The following is a 24,210-nucleotide window of genomic DNA, read 5'->3' on the forward strand; positions in this document are numbered from 1 at the left end:
CCGCTCACGTACTGCGCCGTCCCCGCCACCGCCTCAGCCCCGGAGCCGGGACGGGGCGGTCGGGCTCAATCGGTGGCGGCCAGCCGGGCGAGGTCCTCGGCGTACTGGCCCGGCGCGGTTCCGCCGGTGTAGACCACCGACTGGCCGTCAGGGCCCCAGGCGTACACGGCTCCGGCGTGGTCGACCCCGTAGTCCCCATGACTGTCTCCGCCACCGCCCTGCTCGTGCTCAGCGGCGTGTTCGCCGCCCTCGTGCGGGTGCACGATCGCTGTCGAGGGGTCGGCCACCTGGGCGCTCTCGGGCAGGTACAGCTCCCGCAGGGCAGCGGCGGTCGCCTCGTTGCCGCCGATGAGCCCGGTGAACTCCGGGTCGAACCGGTCCAGCCACTCCCGCAGCGCCTCCGGGGTGTCCCGCGCCGGGTCCTCGGTCACGAACACCACCTGCACCCGGTCGCGGATCCCGGGGTCGAGCATGTCCCGCGCCAGTGCCAGGTCGGCCATCGTGGTCGGGCACAGGTCCGGGCAGTGGGTGTAGCCGAAGAACAGCAGCGTGATCTCGTCCTCAGGGCGGTCCCCGAGGTCGAACAGCTCCCCGCTGGTGGTGGGCAGCGTCAGATCCGGACGGGGCTGGGCCTGCTGCACCAGCGTGCCGTGGAACCCATCGTCGTCCGCGGAGATGCTGGCGCCGCCCGCGGCCGAGGCCTGGGCCGCTCCGGTGGCACCCTGACCACATCCGGTCAGCAGCAGGCCGCCGACCAGGATGGCCGAGCCGAGGGCTGCTCGACCTGGGACTGCGCGCACGAGACCTCCTGAGTTGGCGGGCCGGCCGGATCGCCATCACTCTACTATTGCGTATCGTAGGAGACGTTCGCCCCTGGTCGACCGCGTTCGGCGCGGCCGACCCCGGACGTCAGGTCGATGACGAGCTCGGGCTGCACGGCCCCAGGGTGCGAGGTGTGCCACCGGACCCAACCGGCGAGAGGTCCAGCTGTCGGCCGGCGGGCAGCAGCGCGCAGCCGTGGTGTGGCTGCCCCCGGCTCGCCCCGATCAGCCGATGGCCACCCTGCGGACCGGAGTCAGCCCGGCTCTCCGGCGGTGAACCGCACAGCCTGCCCACCGACCGTCGACCGGACGCTCACGGACTCGAAGCCGACCTGCGACAGGGCCGACTCCAGCTCGTGGCGGCCGATGAGCTGGTGCGGTGAACGTTCTGCCCTGTGCGCCCACTCGGTCAGCGGCGCGGCGGCCACGTCATAGCCGACGAACTGGCCACCCGGTCGCAGCACGCGGCTGACCTCCCCGAGCGCCTGCCGCCACGCGATGACGTGGTGCAGCATCAGGTAGCTCACCACGACGTCGAACGATCCGTCGGCGAACGGCAACCCGCTGGCATCGGCCTGACGCACCGTGACCTGCGGCTCGTCGGCGAAGCGCCGCTGTGCAGCGGTCACCATCGCCGGATCGACGTCGGTGACGGTCAGCTGACACTCGGGATGGCGCCGGATCGTCTCCGCCGCCATCGCACCACTGCCGCTGCCCAGCTCCAGGACGGCCCCCCGCGCGGTAACCCCCTGCAGGGCCCAGCCGAGGATCAGCCGGCCGGCCATCCATCCCCACGGTGCGCTCTGGCAGAACCACCGCTCGGCGGTCGACATGACGGGCATGCGCGTCTCCTCAGTTCCCGGCAAACCCGTTGCTGCCGGCCCTGCACCGGCCATCATGGGTCGGCCAGTGCGGCACCGACAGCTGCGATGGCGAGCCGATCGCCAGGCGCCGCACGGCATGACCGCGTCCGGATGCCGCTACGGCTACCGCGGCCCAACACCCGAGGGCCCCACCATCCCGGCGTAGCAGTCCATGGCCACCACGCCGCCGTGGCGTGCCGACGCCGCAGCGATGCCCTCCCGCGGGCGGCGCACAGCGTCCCTCGCCCCGCCGGCGCTCCCGCGCCACCCCGGCGAGTTCCTCGCGTGGCCTGGGCCCAGACCGAGCAGGCTCCGGCAGTGGACATGCGCTCAGCTGGTCACTGAAGTCGTCCAGCAGGCTGCTGGACGACCCGGGACCGCGACGAGGGCGGCGGGCAATCTCCCCAACAGGTTGCTGGGACCCTTCCGCAGGGTCCTGGGACCGGTGGTCACCAGGTGCGGACACCGCGGGCTCAGCGATGCGTGGCGCCATGCGACTCGATGGTCACCGCCGCAGGCCAGGAAGGAGCACCCACGACATGTCGGTGTTTCGCGGTTCGACTGCTCCAGGAGGCGGACGATGCTGTGGAGCCGCTGCTCACCCTCGGACTGCGTGCGGTACCTCCGGCGCGCTCGCGTCCGTACATGGGAGGGACACCACCGGCCCGGCCCTCGTTCAGGAGCCGGGCCGATGGACATGCCGCATCAGCCGAGGGAGTGTCCCGCTGGCCACGTCCGGGACATTGCTGTCCGGACTCTGGACACTGCTGTCCGCGCCAGCAGGGACACTTCCTGATTCACATCAGCTGGCGAGGCTTGTCCAAGTGTCATTCCGAGACTTGCGGGTGACATTCGGTATCGAGTATCAAGTTCGTTTGCTATCTTGATACACCGTGATACACGATTCCGAGGCTCAACGAGCTGCGGCCCGGCAGCGGGCGAAGGAGCTCGCCGTGGCCGACGCGCTGGTGTCGGTGGGCCGCGCGCTGTCGCTGCTCGGCACTCGACTGTCGGCTGTCCACGACGAGGACACCGGCGGCGAGGCCGCGGCAGCGGTGGGGCAGGCGGTGGCCGGCGCGGACGTCCCCCGGGGCGGCCTCGGACCGCGGCAGCTGGCCGTGCTGGCTCTTGGCGGCCTGGAGAGCCCGGCTGGCTTGGCAGCCGCCGACGTGGAGACCGCGACCGGCCTGAAGCGGCCGAACGTGCACAAGATGCTGCAGCGCCTCACCGAGCTCGGCCACCTGGAGCAGGTGCCCGACGAACGGCCCGCCCGCTGGCGGCGCCCCTTCGGAGTGGTTGGCCGGTAGGCGAAGGCGCCGGTTCTCGTCGAAGTGGGCCCGCCAGTCAGGCGGCAGGCCCATCTCGGGGTGAGTGGGCAGCCAGGGGCCTCCGGCCAGGACCCACAGCTCGCATGCCATCTCCGGGCTTCGTTCCGCTCCTGCAGAAGAGCCTGCTACTGCGCCACGTCGGCGGTGTGGTCGGCGTCGCCGTCGACGACTGGGCCAGCGGACGCATCACGCAGGTAGTCGCGGCAGCGGTGCACGTGGTCGCCGTCGGCGCCCTCCAGCTGGCACAGCGGCCGCTCGCGGCTGCAGCCGCCGCAGTAGTCCGGCTGCTATGGCTCCGGGAGGCGGGACACGAGCGGATGATGCCGGGTGGGTACGACGACCGCACCGGACTTCTGCCCGAGCGGGCTGGTGGTGCCGTCCGGGTAATACCGCGTGAGCCGGCCGTGCTCGTTGAGGGCGGCCGTTGCCTCGCCGCGGGCAGCGAGGACCTCGCCGAAGCGGATGGTGCAGGCCGTCGCCGAGAGCGATGCGTCCAGCTCGGCGTTCAACTCGGCCACCTCGTCGCTGCGGCGGTCAGAAGTCGTCATCGACGGCCTGCGCCCGGACCCGCTGCGGGAGCAGGGCCAGCGTGCGGCGGTTGTCCGCGGCCCGCGTGGCGGCGGCGGCCGGGCCGCCGAGCAGGTCGATCCCGAGAACGGTGGCCGCCTCGACCGCCACGCCGAAGGTGACCGACGGCGCCCCCTTCTCGACGGCGCGGATCGTGCCGAGCGCGACCCCGACTCGCTCGGCAAGCTCGGTCTGGGACCAGCGGCGCTCGCGGCGGACCCGAGCGACCTCCGAACCGAGAGCGGCGCAGACATCGCGCGTGGGCGTGGAGTAGACCGTCACGCGACGGGACATCGGACCACCTCCTACGATTGGCAAACCATTGCGCCTTACCTGGTCTAAAACCCAATGGTTTGTAAGTACACGGCGGTTGACGCCATGGCGATGGCGTCGGCTAGTCGATCACCTGCGGGACCGACGCCCCGACCTGTGCCGCAGCACCGGCGGATGCCCGCCGGCCCGCTACGGTCCGGCACCGTGACCACCCCTCCCCCACCCGACGTTCCTGACGACTGGCCGCGGCCGGAGCCCAGCGAGCTGCAGTACGCCAGGCGGGTGGCCATCGAGGCCCTCGCCGACGACACGGCCCGGCCGGCCATCGAGAGGCTCGCCCGGCACTACGACCCGACCGGTCGGGGCGCCGGGACGACCTTCCTCGAGCTACCACCGGTCGACCCGGCCACCATCACCGCCGCCGACCTACACGCGCTCACTGTCCTCAACGCCCCCGTTGCGGCGCTGGTCACGCGCCGGCTACTGACCGACTCCGCCATCCGTGCGGGCATCGACGAGGCCTTGGAGGGGCTACCGACCGACGTCGATCTCGCCGCCGCCGACCGCGCCACGTTCGCGGCGATGGAGACCCTGGCGCAGGCAGTTCACGCCGGCTGCTGCGACCCGCGAGTGGCCAACCCCAACCCGTGGGTGACCTCGGCGAAGCTGTGCACCCGCAAGCGCCCTCGACTGTTCCCCGTACGTGACCGAGTGGTCTGCGAGGGACTGGGGCTGTACGGGACCGCCATCCGGCGGTACGGAAACCGCCGGGTCGACTGGCAGGTGTTCGCGTTCCTGATCGGGGAGCCGGACATCCTTCAGCGGCTCGATGAGCTCACCGAGCAGGTGCAAACCACGCACGGGGTGCGCTGCGACGCGGTGCCGCTGCGCGTCCTCGATGTCGCCCTGTGGACCTGGCTGCCCCGCGCCTGAGCTCCCCCGTCCGACCCGGGTTTCGTCGAAGCGTGTCGTCGACGAAACGGTCCGCTCGCCTGCGCCCGCGGTAGAGCCGGTTGACCCGTGGGTCGGCGGACAGCCACCGCCGTAGTTGGGTCGTCCGACCGGATGTGGCGCCGGCGGCGAACCTGTCGACGTCGGCGGCGCAGGATGTGCAGGCTGTCCGAAGTGCCGTGCCCGCCCCACCCGCACCTGCGCGCCCAGCCGGCAGAATCAGCCGCTGACCTGCCGGAGTTCGCCACCGCGGCAGGCCACCATGTCGGGCATGGCAGCGCACTGCCATGCCTACCTCGCCGCACCGCCGCCGGGCGGGCCCGCGGCTCGACCCGACGGGAGGAACCCGTGCCCCGCACGGTCGCCACCACCGGCCTGCTGCTGGCTGCGCTGCTCACTGCAGGCTGCGCCGACACATCCTCGCCCGAGCCCGAGGCGGCACCGCGCGCCTCTGAGGCGGCGCCCGCCACCACCGAGCCGCCGGCCGAGCCCTTCCTCGCGCCCGGCTACCCGACCCCGGCCGATGCTGACAGCGCGTTCGTCAGCGAGGTCGCCGCCCTCGACGGCGTCCGGGCGTTCCTGACCCGTGACCCGTTCATCCTTCCCACCGACCTCACCGCGGCCTCGGCCGGCATCGCCCGGCTCGGCCGCGGCGTCTGCGCCTCCTACACCGGCGCCAACATCGACTCGGTCGCCGGGGAACTGCTGACCACCTACGAGGTCGACAACACAGTCGACCCGATGACGCTGGACCCGATCGACGCGGCCGCCTTCGTCGTCGCCGCGGTCGGCGTCTACTGCCCGCAGAAGCTCGTCGACCTCGGCCAAGGAGCCGCGATGACGGATGGCGTCGAAGTCCAGCCGGTGGCCCCGCAGTGCCCCACCGAACTGCCGGTCACCGTCACCGCCAGCCCCATCACGCTCACCGGGGAGTCGAACGTCGAGCGCTACGGCGACCTTGGCGAGGACAACGACCTGGTCTACGGCGACACCGACGGCATGTACGACGGTGACTGGACCTACACGATCACCAACACCTCCGACTACGACGTGCTCGTGATGCTGGAGGAACAGGTCGCCTCCCCCCGGTACACCACCGAGTGGCATGCCCCCGAGGGCGACCTCGGCCCCAGCCCGCATGCCCCCTTCTACGTGCCGGCCCACGGCACGGCGACCGGCACCGGCAACATCTCCGGCGTGTACGCCTGGCAGTCCGCCGCCTACCGCGTCGCCACCGGGCTCCCCATCTCCTGCCAGGTGACGCTCCAGTAGCCGAGGCAGGCGAAACTTCTGGCACGTGCAGCTCTTGCCGAGGCAGCTTCTGGCAGTTCGGGCAACGTTTGTCAGCGGTGCAACTTCTGGCACTCGCAGCTTCGCCTGCCATTCCGGTGAAACCTCTCAACCGGCTGTGACACGCAGGTCCGAGGCGCTACGCGGCCTGCTCGCTGGCGAGCACCCTCTGCATGCTTGAGGACCAGCTGGGTGGCCACAGGCTCCTGGTCCTTCGGTGTGGCCGCTGTACCGTCGAGGTAGCGGGCGGCGTTGCTCGCGGTAGGCCCCATCGGGTCGGGAACTGGCTACCCCAGCTGGTCATGCCGTGGTCCGGGCACAGGAGGTCCAGCGCGCCGGTGGACGCCTGCACCGGACAGGCGCCGCGCAGGATGCGCGACTCCAACGCATGCTCGTTCTGCCGGACCTCGCCGTCGGAGACCGGCTCACGGAGCCAGCTCTGGGCGAACGCCGAAAGCGTCGTGCTGGCGTGATCGACGGACCCGTCGTCGTCGGTGGTCACTGTCAGCCGGGTCCCTGCGGCGGCCTCACCTACCGCTGCCCGCCACACCTGACGAGCCTCACTCTCCTTGCCGGTGCGACCGACCCTGCCGACGTCCAGCCAGCCGCGGCCCGGCCGTATGCGACCGACCTCCAGCCCTTCCAGCCGCAGCGACCAGGCGGGGTGACCGGTCAACCGGCCGATGGAGCTCGCGAGGTCCCCCATCAGCCCACCACTCCACGGTTGCCCCACCGGCGGCAGATCGAGCGCGGTAGGAGCGGCCCGCTCGAAGGTGGCAGCGTCGAGCACGGGGCACGTAGCGAGATCGAGGGACAGGTCGGAGGACGCCCGGTCGGTGAAGGACTCGAGCAACTGCTCCATCGGGCCGGTGTCCAACCGACCAACGCCTGCGTCATCGCCGGTGGCTGCACCGCAGCCCGACAGGGTGGCCGCCACAACCTCGGCGGCCAGCCACGGCCCCGCAGGAGCCCGACGAGGCCGTTGTTGAGGTGGGCCGGTCCGGCGGGTGCACGACCAGCAGTGTGCGGTGGCGAGCCCGCCCACCCCAGGAAGGCACCGGCACCGGAGTGACTGGCGTGGCCGAAGTCGCCGACGCGCCGCCGGTGACGCCCGCTGGGATGTGACGCGCGACGAGGACGGTCAGCGACCAGGCTCCGATCACTGCTCCTCTTCGCTGCCCTCCTCCCACGGTGGCCACTCGCCACGGGCCATGAGGTCGTGCGCGTAGTCGGCAGCCTCCTGCTCGAGGCGGTCGGCGGTGGTGACGATGGCCAGCGCTCGGCGTTCGAGGTCAGCCGGGTCGACGAGCCCGAACAGCCGGCTTGCGCCGAACGCGCCGATGTACAACTGGCCGCCGGGCAGCTTCCGCAGCGAGCGGTTGTTCCTCCCGGGACCGGCTGATGCCGTGTCGTCGTCCAGGACGGCGTCGTCGAGATGCTCGAGCGCATCCCGTAGCGCGGTGAGTTCCGGATCGGCGGGAATCTCCGGCTGCCCTTGTTCCTTGGCGAGCCGGCGCACCCACCGCTCGAGCTGGTTGGCCGCCCACACGAGGTGGTGCTGGCGGGCCCACAGTCGCCGACCGCATGCCATCAGATCGTGCTCGGTGATGGTCCACTCACCCCGCTCGTAGGCGCGGTCCAACTCGTCGAGCCGCTGACGGTCAGCTCGCACGTCATGGACCAGACTGCGCACCTCGTCAGCCCAGAGGTCGACGAACCACTGGGCGCTCTCCTGGGCCGAGGTCACGGCAGCTCCTCCGCTGATCTGTGTCGTGATGCCAGTCGAAGGTCAACGCATGACCTGGTTCAGACGCCGGGAATGGCACCGGGCGGCTCAGGGCAAGCGACGCTTCCTTGCACCAGAGCCCAGGTGACCGCGGCGTCGGGGTCGATCGTCGAGTGGTACGTCAGGGGCACGGTGACTGCCGAGAAGGCGAACGTGCGGTTGTCCGGCGACGCTGCGACGGAGATCTGTTGCTCATCGCTGTCGACCACGCCGGTGCTGTCCCACATCTCGTAGTGCTCGTCGGTGGCCGTCCGACTCCAGAGCTTGACCTCGGTCTCGATCGGCCGGTCCCCATGCCCGGCGCGGCGGACGATGCTCACGTAGTACTCGCCGACGTCGACGAACTGGGAGAACTCCCCGTCAGAGCTGACCTCGTACCAGAGGCGATCGCCACCCATCCGCGGGCTCGCATGGATGACCTGGCATCGCACGAACGGGGCGGCCCGCAGACCCGCTGTCTGCAGCCCACCGGTCCAGCCGCCGCTGATGGTCAGCGTCGCGGACGGACCCGGTGCGGTCGGGAGGGGCGGCAGCGGAGCCTGGAGCGGCTCGTCCTCGACTTTGGACACAAACGTGAGGGGCTGAACGGTCACTGGCGGTGGCGGTGGCGGTGGCGGCGGTGGCGGCGGTGGCGGTGGCGGTGGCGGTGGCGGCGGTGGCGGTGGCGGCGGTGGCGGTGGCGGCGTCGTCGTCCGCGACGGCGCGACCGATGGGGTGCGGGTGGCGGTGGCCGATGGGGAGTTCGATGGCCGTGCGCGCACGGACGAGGGGGCAGGGGCCGAGCTGGTCACGGCTGAGGCCTGGTCTGCCGCCGGCTCAGAGCGGTCGGAGTCCTCGTTGCAGGCTCCGACGACGGCGAAGACAGCAACCACCGCCAACAGCCGTCTCCCCCGCACGCGACGACGGTAGCCGTGACCACCGGCTAGTCCTGAGAGCGACCGCGGGACGCCGCATCACCAGCACCGACTGCCTCGTCGCCCGACCGACTTGAGGCCGTGCGGGCAGCCCGACTGGGCCGGGCGCGGCGGCGGCGCCGCTCCCGCGCCGGTGTCGCTGTCAGATCCACATGACGGTCTCGGCCGGGATGTACTCTGCGCCGAGCGTCGGATGGGGCGGGACGGTGTGCAACGCCGTCACCAACGCCTCACCCAGGGGCTGCCCGTCGGGACAGGCCACGAGCGCGTTGAACGGGAAGGCTCCGGGCCGGCCGTAGTCCAGGAAGCTGTCGCGCTGGTCAAGTGGCGGCCGGTTGGCCATCCCCTCGACGAACTGATGTTGATGGCGCAGAAGTACGAGGGCGTCGACGTTGGGGTAGGTCCGGCGGCTGCCGTCGGACAACTTGTCGAAGCTGTTCGGCGTCAGGAGCCCGGAGCTCGGCGACAGCAGCGCGCTGAGCGGTTCGTTGATGAAGTCGTCCCACACGATGATCAGAACGGACCTGAAGGTCGGGTCGTCGGCACGGAAGCCGGCGAACTTGCTGTCGGCACTGCGCAGGAAGTCCTTGATGGGGTTGTCCTGTGGCAGGGCCACGTCCCCAGACAGCGACTCCCTCATGCCGGGCATGCGGTCGAGGAGCTGCCAGTCGGCGCTCTTGCGCCGCTCGCCGAGGGCGCGCAGGTCGGGCGTCTTGACCTCGATGCCCAGCCGGAAGCTCGGGGCGTTGACGGTCATCTCCGGGTTCTGCTTGGAGCCGTCGGCCACCGGCTCGTGGTCGAAGGTGACCGGGGAGGTCCAGGGGTAGGTGACGAAGTGGTGCACGACCAACAGCTCGCCGAGCCACTGCTTGATCTGCTCGTAGTCGTCGAGGTTTCTGTCCCGACCGCCGATGCGTTCGAGGCGCCCGAGCATGTCGTCGGCGAACCCGCTCATCGCCCGATCGCAGGCCAGCAGGGCATCGAGTGTGACTCGCGCGAAGTAGGGCTCGCGGTAGTGGTGCGGGGAGAAGTTGTACTGCAGCCAGTGCCACTTCTCGAACATGGGCCCGGAGCGCAAGCGCTGGAGCAGCGGCTGCCAGTCATCCTCGGTGTGCGCCATGTCGCCCAGTCTGCCCAGGCCGTTCACCAGGTCATCTGGTCGCACGGTGACGCCCCGGACTGCTCCAATGTCGTCGGCGCCCCCGCCGATCCTGCGGCTCAGCTTGGCCCGGCGCCGCACCGCACCGGCGCCGCGTCAGCGTGTTCTCGGTGGTCCACAGCACGACCCCTGCTGGTGGCGGGGCGACCCGGGGTCGGCTCTGACCTGCGAGCCTGCACCGTGAGGTCGGGGACTGGCAGCTGACCGGTCAGCACCAGCGCGTCGGGCACGCCCAACCAGGCACGTTGAAGTCGCCGTCGTCCCCGTCGCCGTAGCCGTAGCCGCCACCCCCACCGCCGGAGCTGTAGTAGGCGTCGGGGTCGTCGCCGACGGTGACGGTGAGGATCTGCCCCGTCCGCAGCGGCGCCCCTTCTGCGGGGATCGTGGCGATCGACGGCGCGTCGGTGTTCGTCGCCGCCTCCACCAGCGCCAGGCGAGGCGCGCGCTCGCTGTCCGGCTCCAGGGACGGGTCGTCGACCAGGTCATCGGTCGGGTAGTCGCTGCCCCCGATCGCCGACATGTTCGGCGGTTCGTGGCCGGGTGCGTAGCGGAGGTCGGTGAGCTCGGCGACGTCGTGCAGCAGCTGCCCTTCCTCGAGCAGCTGCCCGCCCGGCACCCCGGACGGCACGTCCGGCATCGTCGGGTGCGCGAGGAACCACTGCCACTCGGCCGTCTGCAGCGCGAACAGGTAGATGGGCTCACCGACCGGCCACGACTGTCCGGCAGCTGGCCGGGTCGTGACGACCGTCCACTGCTCCTGGTAGCCGCCGACCCCGCGGTTGTTCGGAGACAGGTCCTCCTGCTCGGGCACGCCGTGGGAGTGCCAGTCGCGGTGCCCGAGGGCCCGCAGCTGCTCCTCGGCCGCCTCGGGATCGACCCCGGTCAGGTCGGGGACCGTCACCGCCACCGGCTCGGGTTCCGCGGCGGCAGCGTCCTCGTCGTCGTTGTCGTGGCCGAACAGCTGGGACACCAGCATGAGGACCGCGACGATCCCCGCCATCGGCAAGCACCCGCTGGACTGCTGCTTCCGAGCGGCAGCCATCACCAACCACCCCGACCCAGGCCCAGTAGCGCAGTCACGAGCCGAGAGTCACATGCGGCACCGGATCGGCCGGTGACGCGGCCGCTGGTGTCGTCCCAGCAGACTCACCGGCACCACCGGCCAACTGCCGGTCACCGGGGTCGTGCCGTATCGCCTGTCCCGGCTAGCCAACCGGCGCCTTCCGCACTCCGGTCAGTGGCTGCTGCCTTCGTTCTGCGCGTGGCGGTAGGCCTCGGTCACCTCGGAGGGCAGGCGCCCCCGCTCCCCCACCTCGTAGCCGTTGGCGCGCGCCCACGCGCGTACGGCAGCCGGAGACGGGCTGATGTGTGCTGCCGGGACCGTGCGCCCCTCGGAGACCACCGGCGTAGGGGACGCAACAGCAGCCACCGAGTCGCCACTACGGCGCGGCCGGGGGGTGGCGATGGTCGACTTGCTGACCGCGGGCTGCAAGTGGTCCAGGAGGAGTGCGAACTCGTCGGGGTGCACGAGGCGGGTGCCCAGGGTGGTCGCGTTGTCGGCCTTGCCGCCCTCGAAGCTGCCGTCGGTGACGAGCAGTGCCGTGCGGGAGGAGACGTTGTTCATCACCCGGACCCCGAGCCGGTCAGCGCGTTGCTCGAGGCGCTCGCGCACCGCCCAGTCGCAGCCGGTGAAGGCGACCTTGTCCCCGACTCGCAGCGGTTCCCCGAGGGACCAGTCGGCCGGCAGTGGACCTAGATCGGCGGACAGGCGGGCGTGGCGGGCCCGCTCCGCGGCGTCCAGCACGTTCGTGACCACGTTCACCGGCACGTCCAGGAGCTCGGCGGTGGCTGTCAGCTCCGCCTTCTCCGCGCGGCTCACCCGGCCGTCGTCAAGCGCGAGGTGGGCCAGGGCGAGCAGGAGTCCGCGGTGGGCGGCTGCGACTGCCGTGGCGTCGAGGTCGTAGATGGCCGCGAGGTCGACCAGCGCGGCGCGCTCCTCGTCGTCGAGGACGCCGTCTTCGAGCACCTCGGACAGCAGCTGCAGGTACGGCAGGGAGCCGTCGGGGGCACCGTCGTCGAGGGCGTCGGCGAGCCGGAAGCGCTCGAGCAGCTGCACCAGCGGGACCGCCGGCGGCTTGGGCGGGGCGCTCCACCGCTGCACCCATGCGGGGGCGTCTGCGCCGAGCGGCTCGACGCCACCAGGCGCGGTTGGCCAGGCGACGTTCCGGGCCAGCTGCGGGAGCGCGAGGAGCTTGGCCGTCGGCGGCTGGGCGAAGCCGTGGCCGAGGTAGCCGGCCAGCAGTGCGGCGGTCGCTCGGGCGTCGCCGAGGGCGGAGTGGGCGCCGGTGTGCCGGATGTCGGCGGCCTCGCAGCAGTCGGGCAGTCGGCGACGGGCGAGGTGGGGCAGGTGGTCCCAGCTGGCTGCCAGCGTGCATGCGGCCGGCAGGTGCGGCACCGCCCATCCGGCGCGGGCGTATTCGGCGCGCAGGAAGGCCAGGTCGAACTTGACGTTGTGCCCGGCGATCGCAGCGCCGGCGAGTCGGTCGCTGATCTCCTCCAGCACGTGAGCGAAGCGGGGGGCGCGGGCCACGTCCGCTGCGGTGATGCCGTGGATGTGCGTGGCGCCGACGGGTCCCTCCGGGTTGAACCGGCTCACCCACTCGTCCAGCACCCGGCCCGCGGGATCGGTTCGGACGATGGCCAGTTCAAGCACCCGGTGGCCGGCGGCCGACAAGCCGGTCGTCTCCACGTCGATGACCGCGAACCCCGGCACCCGGGCTGCGCTTGAGGCCGACGCTTGAGCCGGCCTCACCACTCCGGGCGAAGCAGGCGGCGGACCGCCCGCCGGTGCGGCGTGCCGCGGCTTGCTCTTGCGGAACCTGTCGAAGAACCCCATCGCCATCCCCCGTCGCTCGACTGTCCGGGCAGCATGTCAGCGGACGAAGACGTTCCGTCAGAGCCAGGAGCACCCGTGCCCCACCAGCACCGCCAGCCCCGGGAGGTTGGTCTGCGCCATGCGGCCGGCGGCGCCCCGCGCGACCTGCACGACATCGCGGCGCTCACGTGGCGGTCAGCCATCTGCTGACCGCCACTGGCTACGGTCCCCGGCATGGGGCTGCTCGACCGACTGCTGGGCCGAACACGCGAAGACCGGACGACCTTGGCGCCGGTCGCTGTTCCTCCACCGCCGCCCCCGATGGTCGACCGGACCGCAGGTTCAAGGTCGACGCCGCAGCCCGCGGCAGCGTCGACGTTCCGTCAGCGCAGCGCGTCGGCTGCCGACATCGACGACGAGTCCAACCCCCGGTGGTACGCAGCCCCCGACGGCAACAACCAGCGGTTCATCGGTACCGACGGGCGCCCCACCGTGCACCTCATCCGGTACGACGGGGTGCTGCGGTTCTGCGAGGACAGCACCGGCCTGCTCGTCGGCCCGACCGATCGCCGCCTGCTGCCCGCGGGCCTGCTGGTCTCCAACCTGCGCGGCGGCCGGTACTACGAGGCTGACTGCCGCGCCGGGGACTTCTCCCCCGGCGCCACGGTGCGCCTGGTGCCCGAACCGGACAACCCGCACGACGACCGGGCGGTGGCGGTCTTCGACCGCACCGGCCGGTACCGCGCCGGGTACGTCAACAAGATGAAGGCACGCGCCTACCTCAAGCGGCTGGCCGGCGGGGAGGAGCTGGTCGCGATCTCCCTGCGCGGCTCACGCCCCGGGGGCGACGCCGGCGTGGTGTCGATCCTGGCCGCAGCTCCGGACGTAATCGCCCACGTGCGTGCGTCTCGACCGGCCGGCTCACCACCGCCCACCTACACCCGGTAGTCACAGGTTGAGCCCGTCGGCGGCTTGCCAGGCTGCTCGACCATGAGCCGGACCCGGCGGTGGCTCGCTGCGGTCCCCTGGGCAGGGGTCCACGGGGCCGGGCGCGCATTCGGGCAACAGCTTGTTGCACAGTTGGTCAACAGGCTGTTGGCCAACTGGGCATAGAGCGAACGGTCCGCGTTCGCCGCGCCGCCCGGCGGCTCCGTGTCAGTCCGGCAGGTGCACCAAGCGACGGCCCACTCTTCTACACGCGGCGCTGCGGCCGACCGGACGCTGGCCGCCGAGATCTGCGTCCCCTCGTTCGGGCCCGCAGATGTGTCGAACATGCGTACGGCGACACGCGGAGGGATCCCGTCGCCCGGTCCTAGCGTCGAAGGTGTGTGGACGCCGACGCCGGATGAGCAGCTTGTCGCTGAGCTTCAGGCGGCGTTGGCTCGGCCGACCGCGTCCTACGTGAGCCCTCCGCGACCTGTTGCCCTCTCGACGAGCGGAGTGGACGAGGGAAGCCCTGGCAAGGTCGTCGGCTGGCTGTGGGGCCGGCTGAAGACGCCGGACGGGACCTGGCTGGGCTTGGCCACTGTGTGGAGGGGGCGCTTCTTCGACGGTGCCGAGCTTGGCTGGCATCCCGCGGACAAGCTCCGACTGCTCGACTGACCGGTCCACAGGGCGGTCCACGGTGAGCGCGGTGCTACTACGGTGCGGCCGTGGACGGCGAGCAGCGGGGCCGCGGCTTGGCCGAGCTGCGCGATGCTGCCGCCGACCGCAGGCAGGCCCGCCGGCACATCGCCGACCTCACCGCCACACATGGCCGCGGATCTGCCGAGCAGGTGGCGGCCTGGGAGGCGTACCGCGCGGTGAACGACCGCTGGTCGGCGCTGATCCGTCAGGCCGCCTCCGCGGGGCACACGGTGGCCGACCTGGCCCGGGCGGCCGGCTGTGCCCGGGCGTCGCTGTACCAGCATCTGCGTGGCTGACCGCGTCGCCCGCCTGCTGTGGCTGGCCACCGTGGTCAGGGCACCACCGACAAGACCCGGCCCGGGCCGGGTGTTGGACTTCCCTCACCACCGGTGATGGTCTGGCCGTCGGCCAGCCCATGTGCCGATGCCGGCGTTGAGGAGGCGTCGGCGAAGGTTTTCTACCGTCGTGGCCAGCCGGAGCAGTCGACGAGGCGTCCTGATCGGTGCGCTGCTCGTCGATCCAGGAGTGGGCGTGTCTCCCCGGACGACCACCAGGCTCGAGCACGGATTGACGTCGGTCGCCATGCAGTACCTGCGATGGCGGCGGCGGAAGCACATCTTCGCGTCCCAGGTCCGCCCGAATGATCGGCGTCAGCCGCGCGCGCATCGGCGCCCGCGGGCACAGTAAGAACTGGCCGCGATGGACCTGCTGAAGAGCTGCGCGTCCTGCCCGACGCCTACCAGGGCTGACCCGAGAACCGAGGCTCACGCGTAGTGCCACGACTTGTGGCACAACAGCTCCGAGGGCAGTTCTGCGGCTTCGGAAGTCCCGAAAAGACACCTCCACCGGTCCTAGCGGTCAGGTCGAGGGAGCTTGGAGGGTGCTCGGGCTTGACAAGGGCTAAACGGTGCTCCATGCTTCTTCCAGCGAGCACAAGGAGTGCTCGGAGGTAGCTCGAAGCACTAGGAGACCAGACATGCCCGACCTGACGTTCCGCGACCTGACCACGATGCAAGCGCAGGCCCTGCTGGCCGCCCACCAGGACATCGTCAACCCGGTCGCCGAAGTCACCTCGACACCCGAGGAGATCATCGCCTGGGTGGTGGAGAACGCCACCGAGCTGCAGGCGGGCATGCTCAACGCCATCGCCGCCGGTTCGCCTGACTGGGTCCCGGCGACGGAGCTCGGCGAGAAGACCGGCCTCAACTACGCCCAGATGGGCGGCACGATGAGCCGGCTGCACCTCAAGGTCGTCCACCGCTACGGCCCCGAGGTGAACTACCCGTGGGAGCGGGAGGAAAAGGCCGACATCGTCCGCTACCGCGTGACCGAGTCCGTCGCCGCGATCATCCTCGACTCCGGGAACCAGCCGACCGCCTGAGCCCCTCTGTACCGCCGAGGCCCCGGGCTGCTCCCCGGGGCCTCGGCCCGTTCACGGTTGCACAGCAAGCTGCTGCACGACCGGGAACACCAGACCCTCGGCAAGCCCGCGGGTCGTGGAGCGAACGTCGTCAGCGCACGTCCCGATGATGCGCCTGCCGGACGGGGCGCCGGTACGGACTGCTGCAACGTCGATCGCTGGCCGCACCCCCCTGCGATCGGCGCGCACAGTCGAGACGTCGCCGGTGAACCGGCAACGTCGACCTACGCGCCGGCCTGAAGCACGGCCAGCACCGAGAGCACCACCCGACCAAGGAACGGCTAACGCGGGTGCGCAGCCTCGGTTCCGGCTCGGTGGAGGATCACCTGCGACACCGATACGTCGAGCAGCGGTGGATGGTGGACGCCATCGGCCCGGAAGTGTGCACCAGCGTGCCGGTGAGCAGGTCGGTTCCCGCACCGGTCCAGATGGGCTCGCGGGCGGTACACCCGGTCCACGCCTCGGCGACGGCGTCCTCGAGCGCGCCGGGGCCGTCGCCGGGGCCGACCACGCGGCGGCGATCCTCCCGGCCAGTGTCGGCGCCGCGTCGACGCCGAGCTGACTGCCGTCGATGCGGTCGTCAGGAAGCCACCCGCCGGCCACCACGGGCACCGCGGCGACTGCCGGCCTCGCCCGCTCGGCCAGGGCAGCCCCGCCGTGGACAACGACGCGGTCGTCCTGAGTGGCACGCCGACGGACTCTGACACGTCACTTTGATCTGGGCTCGCGCAGCCTGACCGGACCCTGCGGCACATCGGCTTCCCAGGCGCCGAGGACGACACAGGCTCGAGGTCGGCCACCTCAACATCGCCCACTGTCAGACATCTTGATCTTGCGCACTGTCGGTGTCTTGGTCGAACATACGTTCGAACACCTGATAGACGACTGGGCGCTCCGACGCCCGGAACGAGCCGCGCTGTGCCGTTGGCCGTTTCGAGCACTTGGACTCGGGGGGCCAACCGGTCGCGCATCAGGGATCGCTGTACCCGATCCACGGGAGCACGGTCCCGACCTGCTGCGCCAACCGGCAAGCACTCAACCGAGAGGACCACCACACGTGAACGCCGTCATCGACCGCCCCCCGGCGACCGGACCCACCCCGGCCACCGCCGCGCTTGCGCGGCCAGCCGGGGAGAAGGGCTACCGCGGATTTCACCAGGCGCTGAATGGCCGGTGCGAGCTCGCCCTCGCCGAGCACCTGGACACTCCAGCCGGTGGACCCGCGTGGGAGCGGGCCGCTGACGCACTGGCACTGGCCGGCCGCATCGTCGCCACGCACGGCATGCCGGCCCGGCACGCCGCAACCCGCCAGCAGCTGGCTGCCTTCCTCGGCGTGTACGACCGCTTCTTCCGGCTGCCCGCCGGCTGGGAGCTGGACGCTGTTGCGCCGCTGGAGGCGCCGCTGACCTGGCGCAGCGCGGCCGGAGCGGTGTTGGTCGATGTGGTGCGCACCGCTCCGCCGAGTCACCCGCTGGCCGACGCCGACTCCTTCGCCCGCATTTCCCAGGCCACCGCCTGGGCGGAGCGCTGCGGGCTGCGGCTGGCCGGTGTTCGGCTGCTGGCGCTGTCGGCGCCGGCGACCTCGCTGCTGCACGACCCGGTCGGCGGGCTGGTGCCGCTGGCCGGCACCCGGTACGCCGGCGCGCTCGTGACTCCTGCCGGGGTGGCGGCGTGACCGCCGGCTGGCTGCGGCGTGCGGCGCTGGCCATCGCGGTCGCCGCGCAGCGGCCCGATGGCAGCGTGCCCGACGAGGCGGTCCGGCGTGCCGCGGTCGCCGCCGGAGTGAGCCCTCGCCAGGTGCGCCGCTGGCTGACCGGTCACGCCGAGCACCTCACCGGCGGCGTGGCGGGGGTGGCCAACGTGCCCGACCCGGCACCCCGCACCGGCTGGCAGGTCAGCCCGCAAGTACTCGGCGTGGTGTCGGCGACGCACACCCTCAAGCAGGCCTGGCAGCAGCTGCGCGCCACCGACCCGACCACCCCCTCCTACCAGGCGTTCACCGCCGCGCTGCGCAACTACGACGACAACGGCATCGCCCGTGCGGTCAAGGGTGACGGGGCCAAGACCCTCATCGCCTCCCGCATGTACCTGAAGGTCGAGGTCGCCGAGCGCAACGCCGTCTGGGAGCTCGACAGCCAGGAGGTGCCGGTGTTCGTCATCCCGACCCGCGGCGCCAAGCCGGTGAAGCTGCACCAGACCACCGCCATCGAGTCCAAGCACCGGATGGTCATGGCCACCGTGTTCACCCCGGGTCCACCGCGCGCCGAGGACGTCGCCGCCTGCATCGCCCGCGGCGTGCTCGGCCGGCCCTACCTGCTGGACGGCCAGGAGGTGTGGGTCGGTGGCATTCCCGACCAGATTGTGTGGGACAACGCCAAGGCCAACCTCGCCGAGCTGGTCACCGCACTGGTCGTGTCGCTGGCCACGATGGGGTCGGCCGTGACCCCGTACGCCGGCTGGGAGAAGGGCAAGATCGAGTCCTGGCACGGCATCAGCCAGAGCGAGTGCTACAGCACCATGCCCGGCTACGCCTACGGTCCGCAGTCCTTCACGGGGCACGCCTACTGGGGCAACCACACCAGCGGGACGGCACTGCTGGGCGAAGACCTGCTCATCAGCCAGGCCGAGCGGTGGGCGCTGGAGGAGTACAACACCGCCCGCGTGCACGGAGCTCTGAACACCACTCCGCTGCGCTCCTGGGCCGCCGACACCAACCAGCTGCGACAGGCCACCATCGAGCAGCTGATGCCGGCGATGCTGTCCACGCAGCATCTCCGCACGGTCAACAAGAACGGCGTCCGCTTCCAGGGCGTTGACTACGTCGCCGCCGGGCTCAACCGGCTCGTCGGCCGCAAGGTCACGGTCCGCTACCTGCCCAACATGGAACTGGAGCGCCAGTTCATCGAGGTGTTCAGCGGCGACGAGTGGGTGTGCACCGCCTACCCCTCGGCCACCCTCACCCCCGCGCAGCGGACCGCGCTGCTGGTCGAGCGCCGCCGGCAGTACGAGCAGCTGCGGGAGGCCGAACGCGACGGGGCGCGGATGCGCCGCGCCGTCGCCGAGCGGGCGAAGGCCACCGGCGGGGCCGAGACCACCTACGGGCAGAACGCCGCCGAGTACGCCCGCGACGACCTGGCCGCCAACCTCGATGACCTGTTCGACGCACCGTCCGACGACCTGAGTGCCGACCTCGATGCCATGTTCAGCGCTGACTCCGTCGTCGCCGAAGTCGCCGAGTCCTCCACAGACCTCAGCTCGAGGCCCGGGGACCTGGCCGACGAGCTGGACGACGAACTGGACGACGAACTGGCCGACGAGCTCGGCTATGAGTTCGCCCGCGACCTGGACGACGGCCTCAGCAGCGGGCCGGTGGCGCCGTGAACAGCAAGCACCTGCGCGGCCTCACCGGCGGCGCAGACGTGCCGACCACCGCCTACAACCGGGCGATGCTCGTGCTGCGGCGCGCGGCCAGCGACAACGACCTCGCCGCGCTGCTGGGCGAGGCCGGGACCGGCAAGACGTTCTGCGCGCTGTCCTTCCTTGAGGGCATGACTGCCGCGGGCCGGCTCGCGGTCTACCTGCAGCCCGAACCGACCGCCACGCACACGCAGATGACGACCCGGCTGCTGCAGAAGCTCACCGGCGGCCGCCCGACCGGCGAGTCCTACTACCGCACCGACGACCTGGCCGAGCTGCTCACCGAGCACTCGCCGGTCATCGTCGTCGACGAGGCCCACCGCGCCCAGGCCCGCGGACTGGACCAGCTCATCTACCTGAAGGAAACCGCTCCGGAGTGGACGCTCGTCCTCGTCGGCAGCGAGCTGCCGGCCGCGGCCGCCCGGGTCCCCGGTGTCCGCAGCCGGCTGCGCGGCCGCACCGCCGCCTTCGACGTGCTCACCGGCGCGGAGCTGCTGAAGACGCTGCAGGCGTGGCATCCGCTGCTGCGCGGAGCCGACCCCCAGCTGCTGCAGCGCATCGACGCCCGCTACTGCGCCGGCCGGTTCCGGAGCTGGGCGCAGCTGATGCGCGCAGCCGAGAACGCCAACGACGAGCTGGGCGCCCGCGGCAAGCCCACCCACTCCACGCTCACCACCCGCCTACTCGGCAGCGCGGTCGTGCTCGCTGGCTTCGACGCCTGGGAGGTCCCGGCATGACCACCGCCCTCATCCAGCCGGTGCCGGCGAGCGCACCGCCCGCCGGGTTCACGGTGCTGCACGTGGCCAACGATGACGACGTCGTGCTGCGGCCGGCATCGGCCAACGACCCCGATCATGGGCGCATCGCGGTGCGGGTGCGACCCGGCCTGCGCCGCACCGACTGGCTCACCCGCGACCTGCTCGCCGCACTCGGCGTCGACTTCACCGTCACCGGCGCCGGCCGCAACGGCGATGAGAACCTGCAGCTACTGCCGGTCCGGCTGGTCGCCGGCCGCATCACCGACGTGCTGGTCGCCGGCGCCGAGTCCCTGACCCACAGCACCCTCACCGACCTGGTGCTGCTGGCCGCCGCCGCCCGCGCCCGGCTGTGGCTGGTCACCGCTCCCCCGGTCACCGAGACCGTCACCACCACCCTGGGCGACTGGTGCGCCGCCGAGGTGACCGTCGCCGACACCGCAGCGGCGTGGCCCGGCCTGCTGGAAGACCCCAACAGCCCTCCAGACGACCCGGCCGCCGAACAGGTACCCGCTCCCTCCGCCAGCGCCGTCGAGCCGCGGCAGCTGCCACTGGTCGACGCCACCACCCTGCTGGCCGCCAGCCGCCGGCTGCTCACCCCACCGGAGGCGACCTGGGTGCACCGACGACTGGCCGCCGCCGTCACCGACGCCGGTGACCAGCTCGACGCCGCCACCGACCCGGGCGACCTCACCGGAATCCTCGCCACCTGGCTGCTGGCCCGCTACGACGTCGCCGGCACCCTCACCCAGTTCCTCTGCGACGTCCGCGGCCTGCAGGTCGCCGGCCTGTGGCGTGGCCTGCTCATCCAGGTCGACGTCCCCGCTCTCCTGGGCACCGCCTCCGCGGCCCCGTCGGCGACCGCCCGCACGCCCGAGGTGTGGCAGCGGCTGCGGGCCTACCGGCTGCCGGTCCGGGCCGCGGCGTGCGCGCTGGCCGCGGCCCGCCTCGGGTCGGCTGCCATCTGCGCGCTCACCGTCGCCGACGTCGTACTCGACGGAACCACCGTCACCACCGGCGGCTCTACCGTGACGATCGAGCCTGACGCTGCCTGCTACCTCGCCGAGCAGCGGCTGCTGCGCTTGGCCTCCGGCGCTCCACCTGACGCACCGCTGCTGACGACCAGCGTCGGCACCCAGCTGTCGGACAAGGGCCTGGCCCGGCTGCTCTCGGAGGCGCGGACCGAGCTCGGTGTCGTGGTCACCAGCCGGCTGGTGGAGCGGCAGGCTCCCGACGGTGCGACGACGCTGCGCCGCTGGGGCGTGACCGTCACCGCCCTCGGCACGCCGGTGCCAGGCACACCAGACACCACACCGGGCGTCATGACACCGGCCGCACGTGCGACCACCGTGGACTCCCGAACGGCCGCGGCGGCGCCGCTGCTGGACGTCGACCTGCTCCGCCGGCGGAAGATGGAACTGCGACTGTCCCGCCACGACATCGCCAAGCGCCTGGGTGTCACCACCGCCGTCGTCGGCCGGCTGGAGTCCGGCGCCAACCACGCCGAACAGCCCCTGGGCCTGCTGCTGCGGCTCGCCGGGCTGCTCGGGCTCGACCTCGCCGACCTGCTCCCCCGCCACCGGGCGCAGGCCACACCGCCGACCGTCCCGGCCGGTCAGACCACCGGGCTCGGCACCAGCGACGAGGGCGCCGAGGACGTGCGGCTGGTCGGCGCTGCGCTGCACGCGCTCGGCGTGCTGGTGCCGACCGAGACCCTCGCCGACGTGCTGGGCTGGACCGCCGAGCGGCTGGCCGCCGCCATCGACGGCCTGGCACTGACCGCGCCGGCGGCCGGATTGCGGGTGCACCGGCTGCAGAACCGCGTGTCGCTCATCCGGGCCGCCGACGCACTGCCTGCCGAGGCCCTGGCCGCCGTGCTGCGCTACGACGCCGCTCGCACCGGGCTGGCACCTCACCCAGGCGCGGTTGGTGCACGCCGCCCTCACCCGCGCCGTCGCACCTCCCTCCGGTCGCGGCGGGCACCACCTGCTCGCCCGCTCCAACGCCGACAAGGTCGCCGCCGGGTCCCTCGCCGGCGCCGGCATCCTCACCAGCGACGACGTCGGCGACCTGCGCCTGACCGACGACGCCGCGGTGTCCCTCCTCGTGCCCGCCCCGACCCGTGCGGAGCCAGCCGTTCCCGCCGACGCCCACGCCGCGCTCGACCCTTCGCAGGAGGACCAGTGACCACCACCTCGCCCGGCCAGCCCGGACCAGACGCACCGGACGCCGCAGCCGTAGGCCCCGGCGTAGAGGAGGCCGGCCGCCTGCGCGCTGAGCTGACCGCCGTCCGCGCCGAGCGGGACGACCTCGCCCGCCGCTTGGCCGAGGCGCTCGGTGAACATCGCACGGCCGCCGGGGCCGGGCAGCTGCCGTTGCCCGGGCTGACCGTCCCATTACCGCCTGTCCGCATCGACCTGCCGTTGGACGTGCAGTCCACCTCCGAGCGGGACCTGCCGTGGGCGTTCGCCGACGAGGCCCGGGACTTCGCTCAGGTACGACCGGGGGCCTACCTGCTGGCCGGTGACGAGGCTGAGCCGGTGCTCGTCCAGGTCGTCGAGGTCACCAGCGACGGCCGGGTGCATGTTCGGATCGTCGGCCCAGGCCCGTTCATCCCCGCCGACCTGAACTTCGAGGCCGCGGAGCCGGGCACCGTGTGGGCGCGGGTGCCTACAGCGGGCGCGCCGGCGGTTGGTGCGGTGGTGCTAGCCGGGTCGCCGGCCGCCTGGTCGTGGGTCCGTGTCGCATCCGTCGAGGACGGGTGGCTGCTCCTGCGGCGGCAGGCCGGACCCGCGCTGCGATCGGCCCGCGACGACCGGTTCGTCAACGTCACCGGCGTCGAGCTGGCCGGCGGGTACACCCTGCGCCTGACCTGGGCCGACGGTGCGGTGACCGTCGTCGACGTCGAGCCCTACCTGTGGGGCGACGTCGGCGCTCCACTCCGGGACCCCGAGCTGTTCGCCACCGTCATCGTCGACCCCGAGGCCGGCACCGTCGTCTGGCCGGCCACCGGCCTGGACATCTCCCCGGTCGAGCTGCGCCGGGTCGGCCGACCGGTGACGGACGTGGCTCCGCCGGGACTGCGCACGGCCACCCGCGACCAGGTGCTCGCCGCCGGCCCGCGGCTACTGCACCTGGCCGACATGCACGGACTGACCGACCCGGGCGTCGACGAGCTCGGCGACCTAGTCGTCACGCTGACGGCCGGCGAGGCCGGCTACCAGGCGCTGCGGACGTTCGCCGCGGCTGCTGCGGACGCGGTGGGCGCCTGGGTGAACGTTGTCGCTGCTGACGCCCCGGGCGCAGCGACGGCCACGACACCGTTGTGACCGCCCAGCGACACCGAGATCAGTTGAGCTGGCTTCCCGCGTCGGTCTCGTCGGTGAGCCGGGGGGCTCCCGTGCCTCTTCGACGTATGCCACGTCGGTCGAGGATGTTGCGGATCGCACTGAAGCTGCGATCTGTCTCCTCGGCCAGGACGCGCAGACTCGCCCCGGCCTGGTACCGCTCAACGATGTAGGCCTCCACTCGCTGCTGCAGCAGCGGGTCAGGGCGAGGACTGGCGGAACCCCGGAGCTCCGGCCGAACCCCCGCTTCTGGACGGGGCGGGTACGGCACGAGCCGACGGTAGCGAGGTGCCCCACGCTGCGCGTCCCCCAGGGAGGTGACGCGCAGTGACCTCAGCTGGCGACGCCGCCCTCGCGGGCATCCGGGCCGAGCTTGCCCCCATGGGGCAGCGCGACCGGGCCCCCGTCGGGCCGGACCAGCGGGATCCCGCAGTCGGCGCAGATGATCCATGCGCCTGCGTCTTCTCCCTCGGTGTGCGCGCCGCGGGTCTGGCACGCAGCGGCGAGCCGGTCCATCTCCTCGTTGTGGCTGACCATCATGGCGACCATCTCGTCAGCGACGATGAAGTAGCCCTCGTCGCGCCGCTGCCACATGCCGGCGGCTTCCAGTTCCAGCGCGGTGACGCTGGTCTCGGCGCTGATTGCGTTGAGGTAGTCGTCGCTGACGAAGCCAGGGTGACCGGCCTGGATGCTGTTCAGCGCGGCGAAGCTGTGCAGCTGGAAGGCCGACCTGCTGAGCACGGGAAGCCCATCGAAGTGCAGGAACGTACGGCTGCCGTCGTCGTCTGACTCGCTCACGGGCCGCATCCTAGGATCCA

At 72.0% G+C, this 24,210-nt stretch carries 22 protein-coding genes; 10 read left to right on the top strand and 12 right to left on the bottom strand.

Going from position 1 to position 24,210, the window contains the following annotated elements:
- Positions 1–65: 65 nt before the first annotated feature.
- Positions 66–800, bottom strand: a complete 735-nt coding sequence (locus O2W16_RS18005) for an SCO family protein (protein ID WP_269160193.1) — start codon at positions 798–800, stop codon at positions 66–68.
- Positions 801–1,075: 275 nt separating this feature from the next.
- Positions 1,076–1,606, bottom strand: a complete 531-nt coding sequence (locus tag O2W16_RS18010) for a class I SAM-dependent methyltransferase (protein ID WP_269160194.1) — start codon at positions 1,604–1,606, stop codon at positions 1,076–1,078.
- 971 nt (positions 1,607–2,577) lie between these two features.
- Between O2W16_RS18010 and O2W16_RS18015 the strand changes: the two genes are divergently transcribed.
- The gene (locus O2W16_RS18015; protein ID WP_269160195.1) at positions 2,578–2,991 is read left to right on the top strand and encodes a MarR family transcriptional regulator; all 414 of its coding nucleotides are present in this window, start codon (positions 2,578–2,580) and stop codon (positions 2,989–2,991) included.
- Positions 2,992–3,299: 308 nt separating this feature from the next.
- Here O2W16_RS18015 and O2W16_RS18020 read toward each other — a convergent pair whose 3' ends face one another.
- Together O2W16_RS18020 and O2W16_RS18025 are read right to left on the bottom strand one after the other, a co-directional pair.
- The gene (locus O2W16_RS18020) at positions 3,300–3,560 is read right to left on the bottom strand and encodes a hypothetical protein (RefSeq protein WP_269160196.1); all 261 of its coding nucleotides are present in this window, start codon (positions 3,558–3,560) and stop codon (positions 3,300–3,302) included.
- Positions 3,547–3,873 (bottom strand): helix-turn-helix domain-containing protein, encoded by a 327-nt coding sequence (locus O2W16_RS18025; protein ID WP_269160197.1) that lies wholly within the window; start codon positions 3,871–3,873, stop codon positions 3,547–3,549. The genes O2W16_RS18020 and O2W16_RS18025 overlap by 14 nt, the downstream gene beginning before the upstream one ends.
- A 183-nt stretch (positions 3,874–4,056) precedes the next feature.
- Between O2W16_RS18025 and O2W16_RS18030 the strand changes: the two genes are divergently transcribed.
- Both O2W16_RS18030 and O2W16_RS18035 read left to right on the top strand, forming a co-directional pair.
- The gene (locus O2W16_RS18030) at positions 4,057–4,785 is read left to right on the top strand and encodes a DUF6308 family protein (RefSeq protein ID WP_269160198.1); all 729 of its coding nucleotides are present in this window, start codon (positions 4,057–4,059) and stop codon (positions 4,783–4,785) included.
- Between the two features lie 366 nt (positions 4,786–5,151).
- Complete coding sequence (locus O2W16_RS18035) at positions 5,152–6,075, top strand: DUF732 domain-containing protein (protein WP_269160199.1); 924 nt, start codon at positions 5,152–5,154, stop codon at positions 6,073–6,075.
- 157 nt (positions 6,076–6,232) lie between these two features.
- On the opposite strand, the gene O2W16_RS18040 is transcribed toward O2W16_RS18035, so the two are convergent.
- The 6 genes from O2W16_RS18040 to O2W16_RS18065 all read right to left on the bottom strand — a co-directional run bounded on the left by O2W16_RS18040 (position 6,233) and on the right by O2W16_RS18065 (position 12,725).
- Positions 6,233–6,955, bottom strand: coding sequence for a hypothetical protein (locus tag O2W16_RS18040; protein ID WP_269160200.1), 723 nt, complete (start codon positions 6,953–6,955; stop codon positions 6,233–6,235).
- 297 nt (positions 6,956–7,252) lie between these two features.
- Positions 7,253–7,840 carry a hypothetical protein gene (locus O2W16_RS18045; protein WP_269160201.1) on the bottom strand — a complete coding sequence of 196 codons (588 nt, stop codon included), beginning with the start codon at positions 7,838–7,840 and terminating at the stop codon, positions 7,253–7,255.
- A 59-nt stretch (positions 7,841–7,899) separates the two neighbouring features.
- Positions 7,900–8,472 (bottom strand): hypothetical protein, encoded by a 573-nt coding sequence (locus tag O2W16_RS18050; protein WP_269160202.1) that lies wholly within the window; start codon positions 8,470–8,472, stop codon positions 7,900–7,902.
- Between the two features lie 463 nt (positions 8,473–8,935).
- A complete protein-coding gene (locus tag O2W16_RS18055) occupies positions 8,936–9,913 on the bottom strand; it encodes a hypothetical protein (RefSeq protein ID WP_269160203.1) in 978 nt (325 codons plus the stop codon).
- Positions 9,914–10,160: 247 nt separating this feature from the next.
- Entirely contained in the window at positions 10,161–10,952 is a 792-nt protein-coding gene (locus O2W16_RS18060) for a PASTA domain-containing protein (protein ID WP_269160204.1), read from the bottom strand.
- Between the two features lie 234 nt (positions 10,953–11,186).
- Entirely contained in the window at positions 11,187–12,725 is a 1,539-nt protein-coding gene (locus O2W16_RS18065) for an exonuclease domain-containing protein (protein WP_269160205.1), read from the bottom strand.
- 336 nt (positions 12,726–13,061) lie between these two features.
- Between O2W16_RS18065 and O2W16_RS18070 the strand changes: the two genes are divergently transcribed.
- From O2W16_RS18070 to O2W16_RS18100, 7 genes are all read left to right on the top strand, one after another.
- Positions 13,062–13,775, top strand: coding sequence for an HIRAN domain-containing protein (locus O2W16_RS18070; RefSeq protein WP_269160206.1), 714 nt, complete (start codon positions 13,062–13,064; stop codon positions 13,773–13,775).
- Positions 13,776–14,479: 704 nt separating this feature from the next.
- Positions 14,480–14,749, top strand: a complete 270-nt coding sequence (locus O2W16_RS18075; protein WP_269160207.1) for a hypothetical protein — start codon at positions 14,480–14,482, stop codon at positions 14,747–14,749.
- 680 nt (positions 14,750–15,429) lie between these two features.
- Entirely contained in the window at positions 15,430–15,834 is a 405-nt protein-coding gene (locus tag O2W16_RS18080) for a hypothetical protein (protein WP_269160208.1), read from the top strand.
- 1,096 nt (positions 15,835–16,930) lie between these two features.
- The gene (locus tag O2W16_RS18085) at positions 16,931–17,548 is read left to right on the top strand and encodes a hypothetical protein (protein WP_269160209.1); all 618 of its coding nucleotides are present in this window, start codon (positions 16,931–16,933) and stop codon (positions 17,546–17,548) included.
- The gene (locus tag O2W16_RS18090) at positions 17,545–19,254 is read left to right on the top strand and encodes a Mu transposase C-terminal domain-containing protein (protein WP_269160210.1); all 1,710 of its coding nucleotides are present in this window, start codon (positions 17,545–17,547) and stop codon (positions 19,252–19,254) included. Before O2W16_RS18085 ends, O2W16_RS18090 begins: the two co-directional genes overlap by 4 nt.
- The gene (locus O2W16_RS18095; RefSeq protein WP_269160211.1) at positions 19,251–20,027 is read left to right on the top strand and encodes an ATP-binding protein; all 777 of its coding nucleotides are present in this window, start codon (positions 19,251–19,253) and stop codon (positions 20,025–20,027) included. The genes O2W16_RS18090 and O2W16_RS18095 overlap by 4 nt, the downstream gene beginning before the upstream one ends.
- Positions 20,024–23,374, top strand: a complete 3,351-nt coding sequence (locus O2W16_RS18100) for a DUF2442 domain-containing protein (protein WP_269160212.1) — start codon at positions 20,024–20,026, stop codon at positions 23,372–23,374. Before O2W16_RS18095 ends, O2W16_RS18100 begins: the two co-directional genes overlap by 4 nt.
- A 19-nt stretch (positions 23,375–23,393) precedes the next feature.
- Here O2W16_RS18100 and O2W16_RS18105 read toward each other — a convergent pair whose 3' ends face one another.
- A complete protein-coding gene (locus O2W16_RS18105) occupies positions 23,394–23,843 on the bottom strand; it encodes a helix-turn-helix domain-containing protein (RefSeq protein ID WP_269160213.1) in 450 nt (149 codons plus the stop codon).
- The gene (locus O2W16_RS18110; protein ID WP_269160284.1) at positions 23,726–24,190 is read right to left on the bottom strand and encodes a hypothetical protein; all 465 of its coding nucleotides are present in this window, start codon (positions 24,188–24,190) and stop codon (positions 23,726–23,728) included. Before O2W16_RS18110 ends, O2W16_RS18105 begins: the two co-directional genes overlap by 118 nt.
- Positions 24,191–24,210: the final 20 nt, after the last annotated feature.

The organism is Modestobacter sp. VKM Ac-2984 (assembly GCF_026967985.1).
In the GTDB taxonomy this organism is placed as follows: Bacteria; Actinomycetota; Actinomycetes; order Mycobacteriales; family Geodermatophilaceae; genus Modestobacter.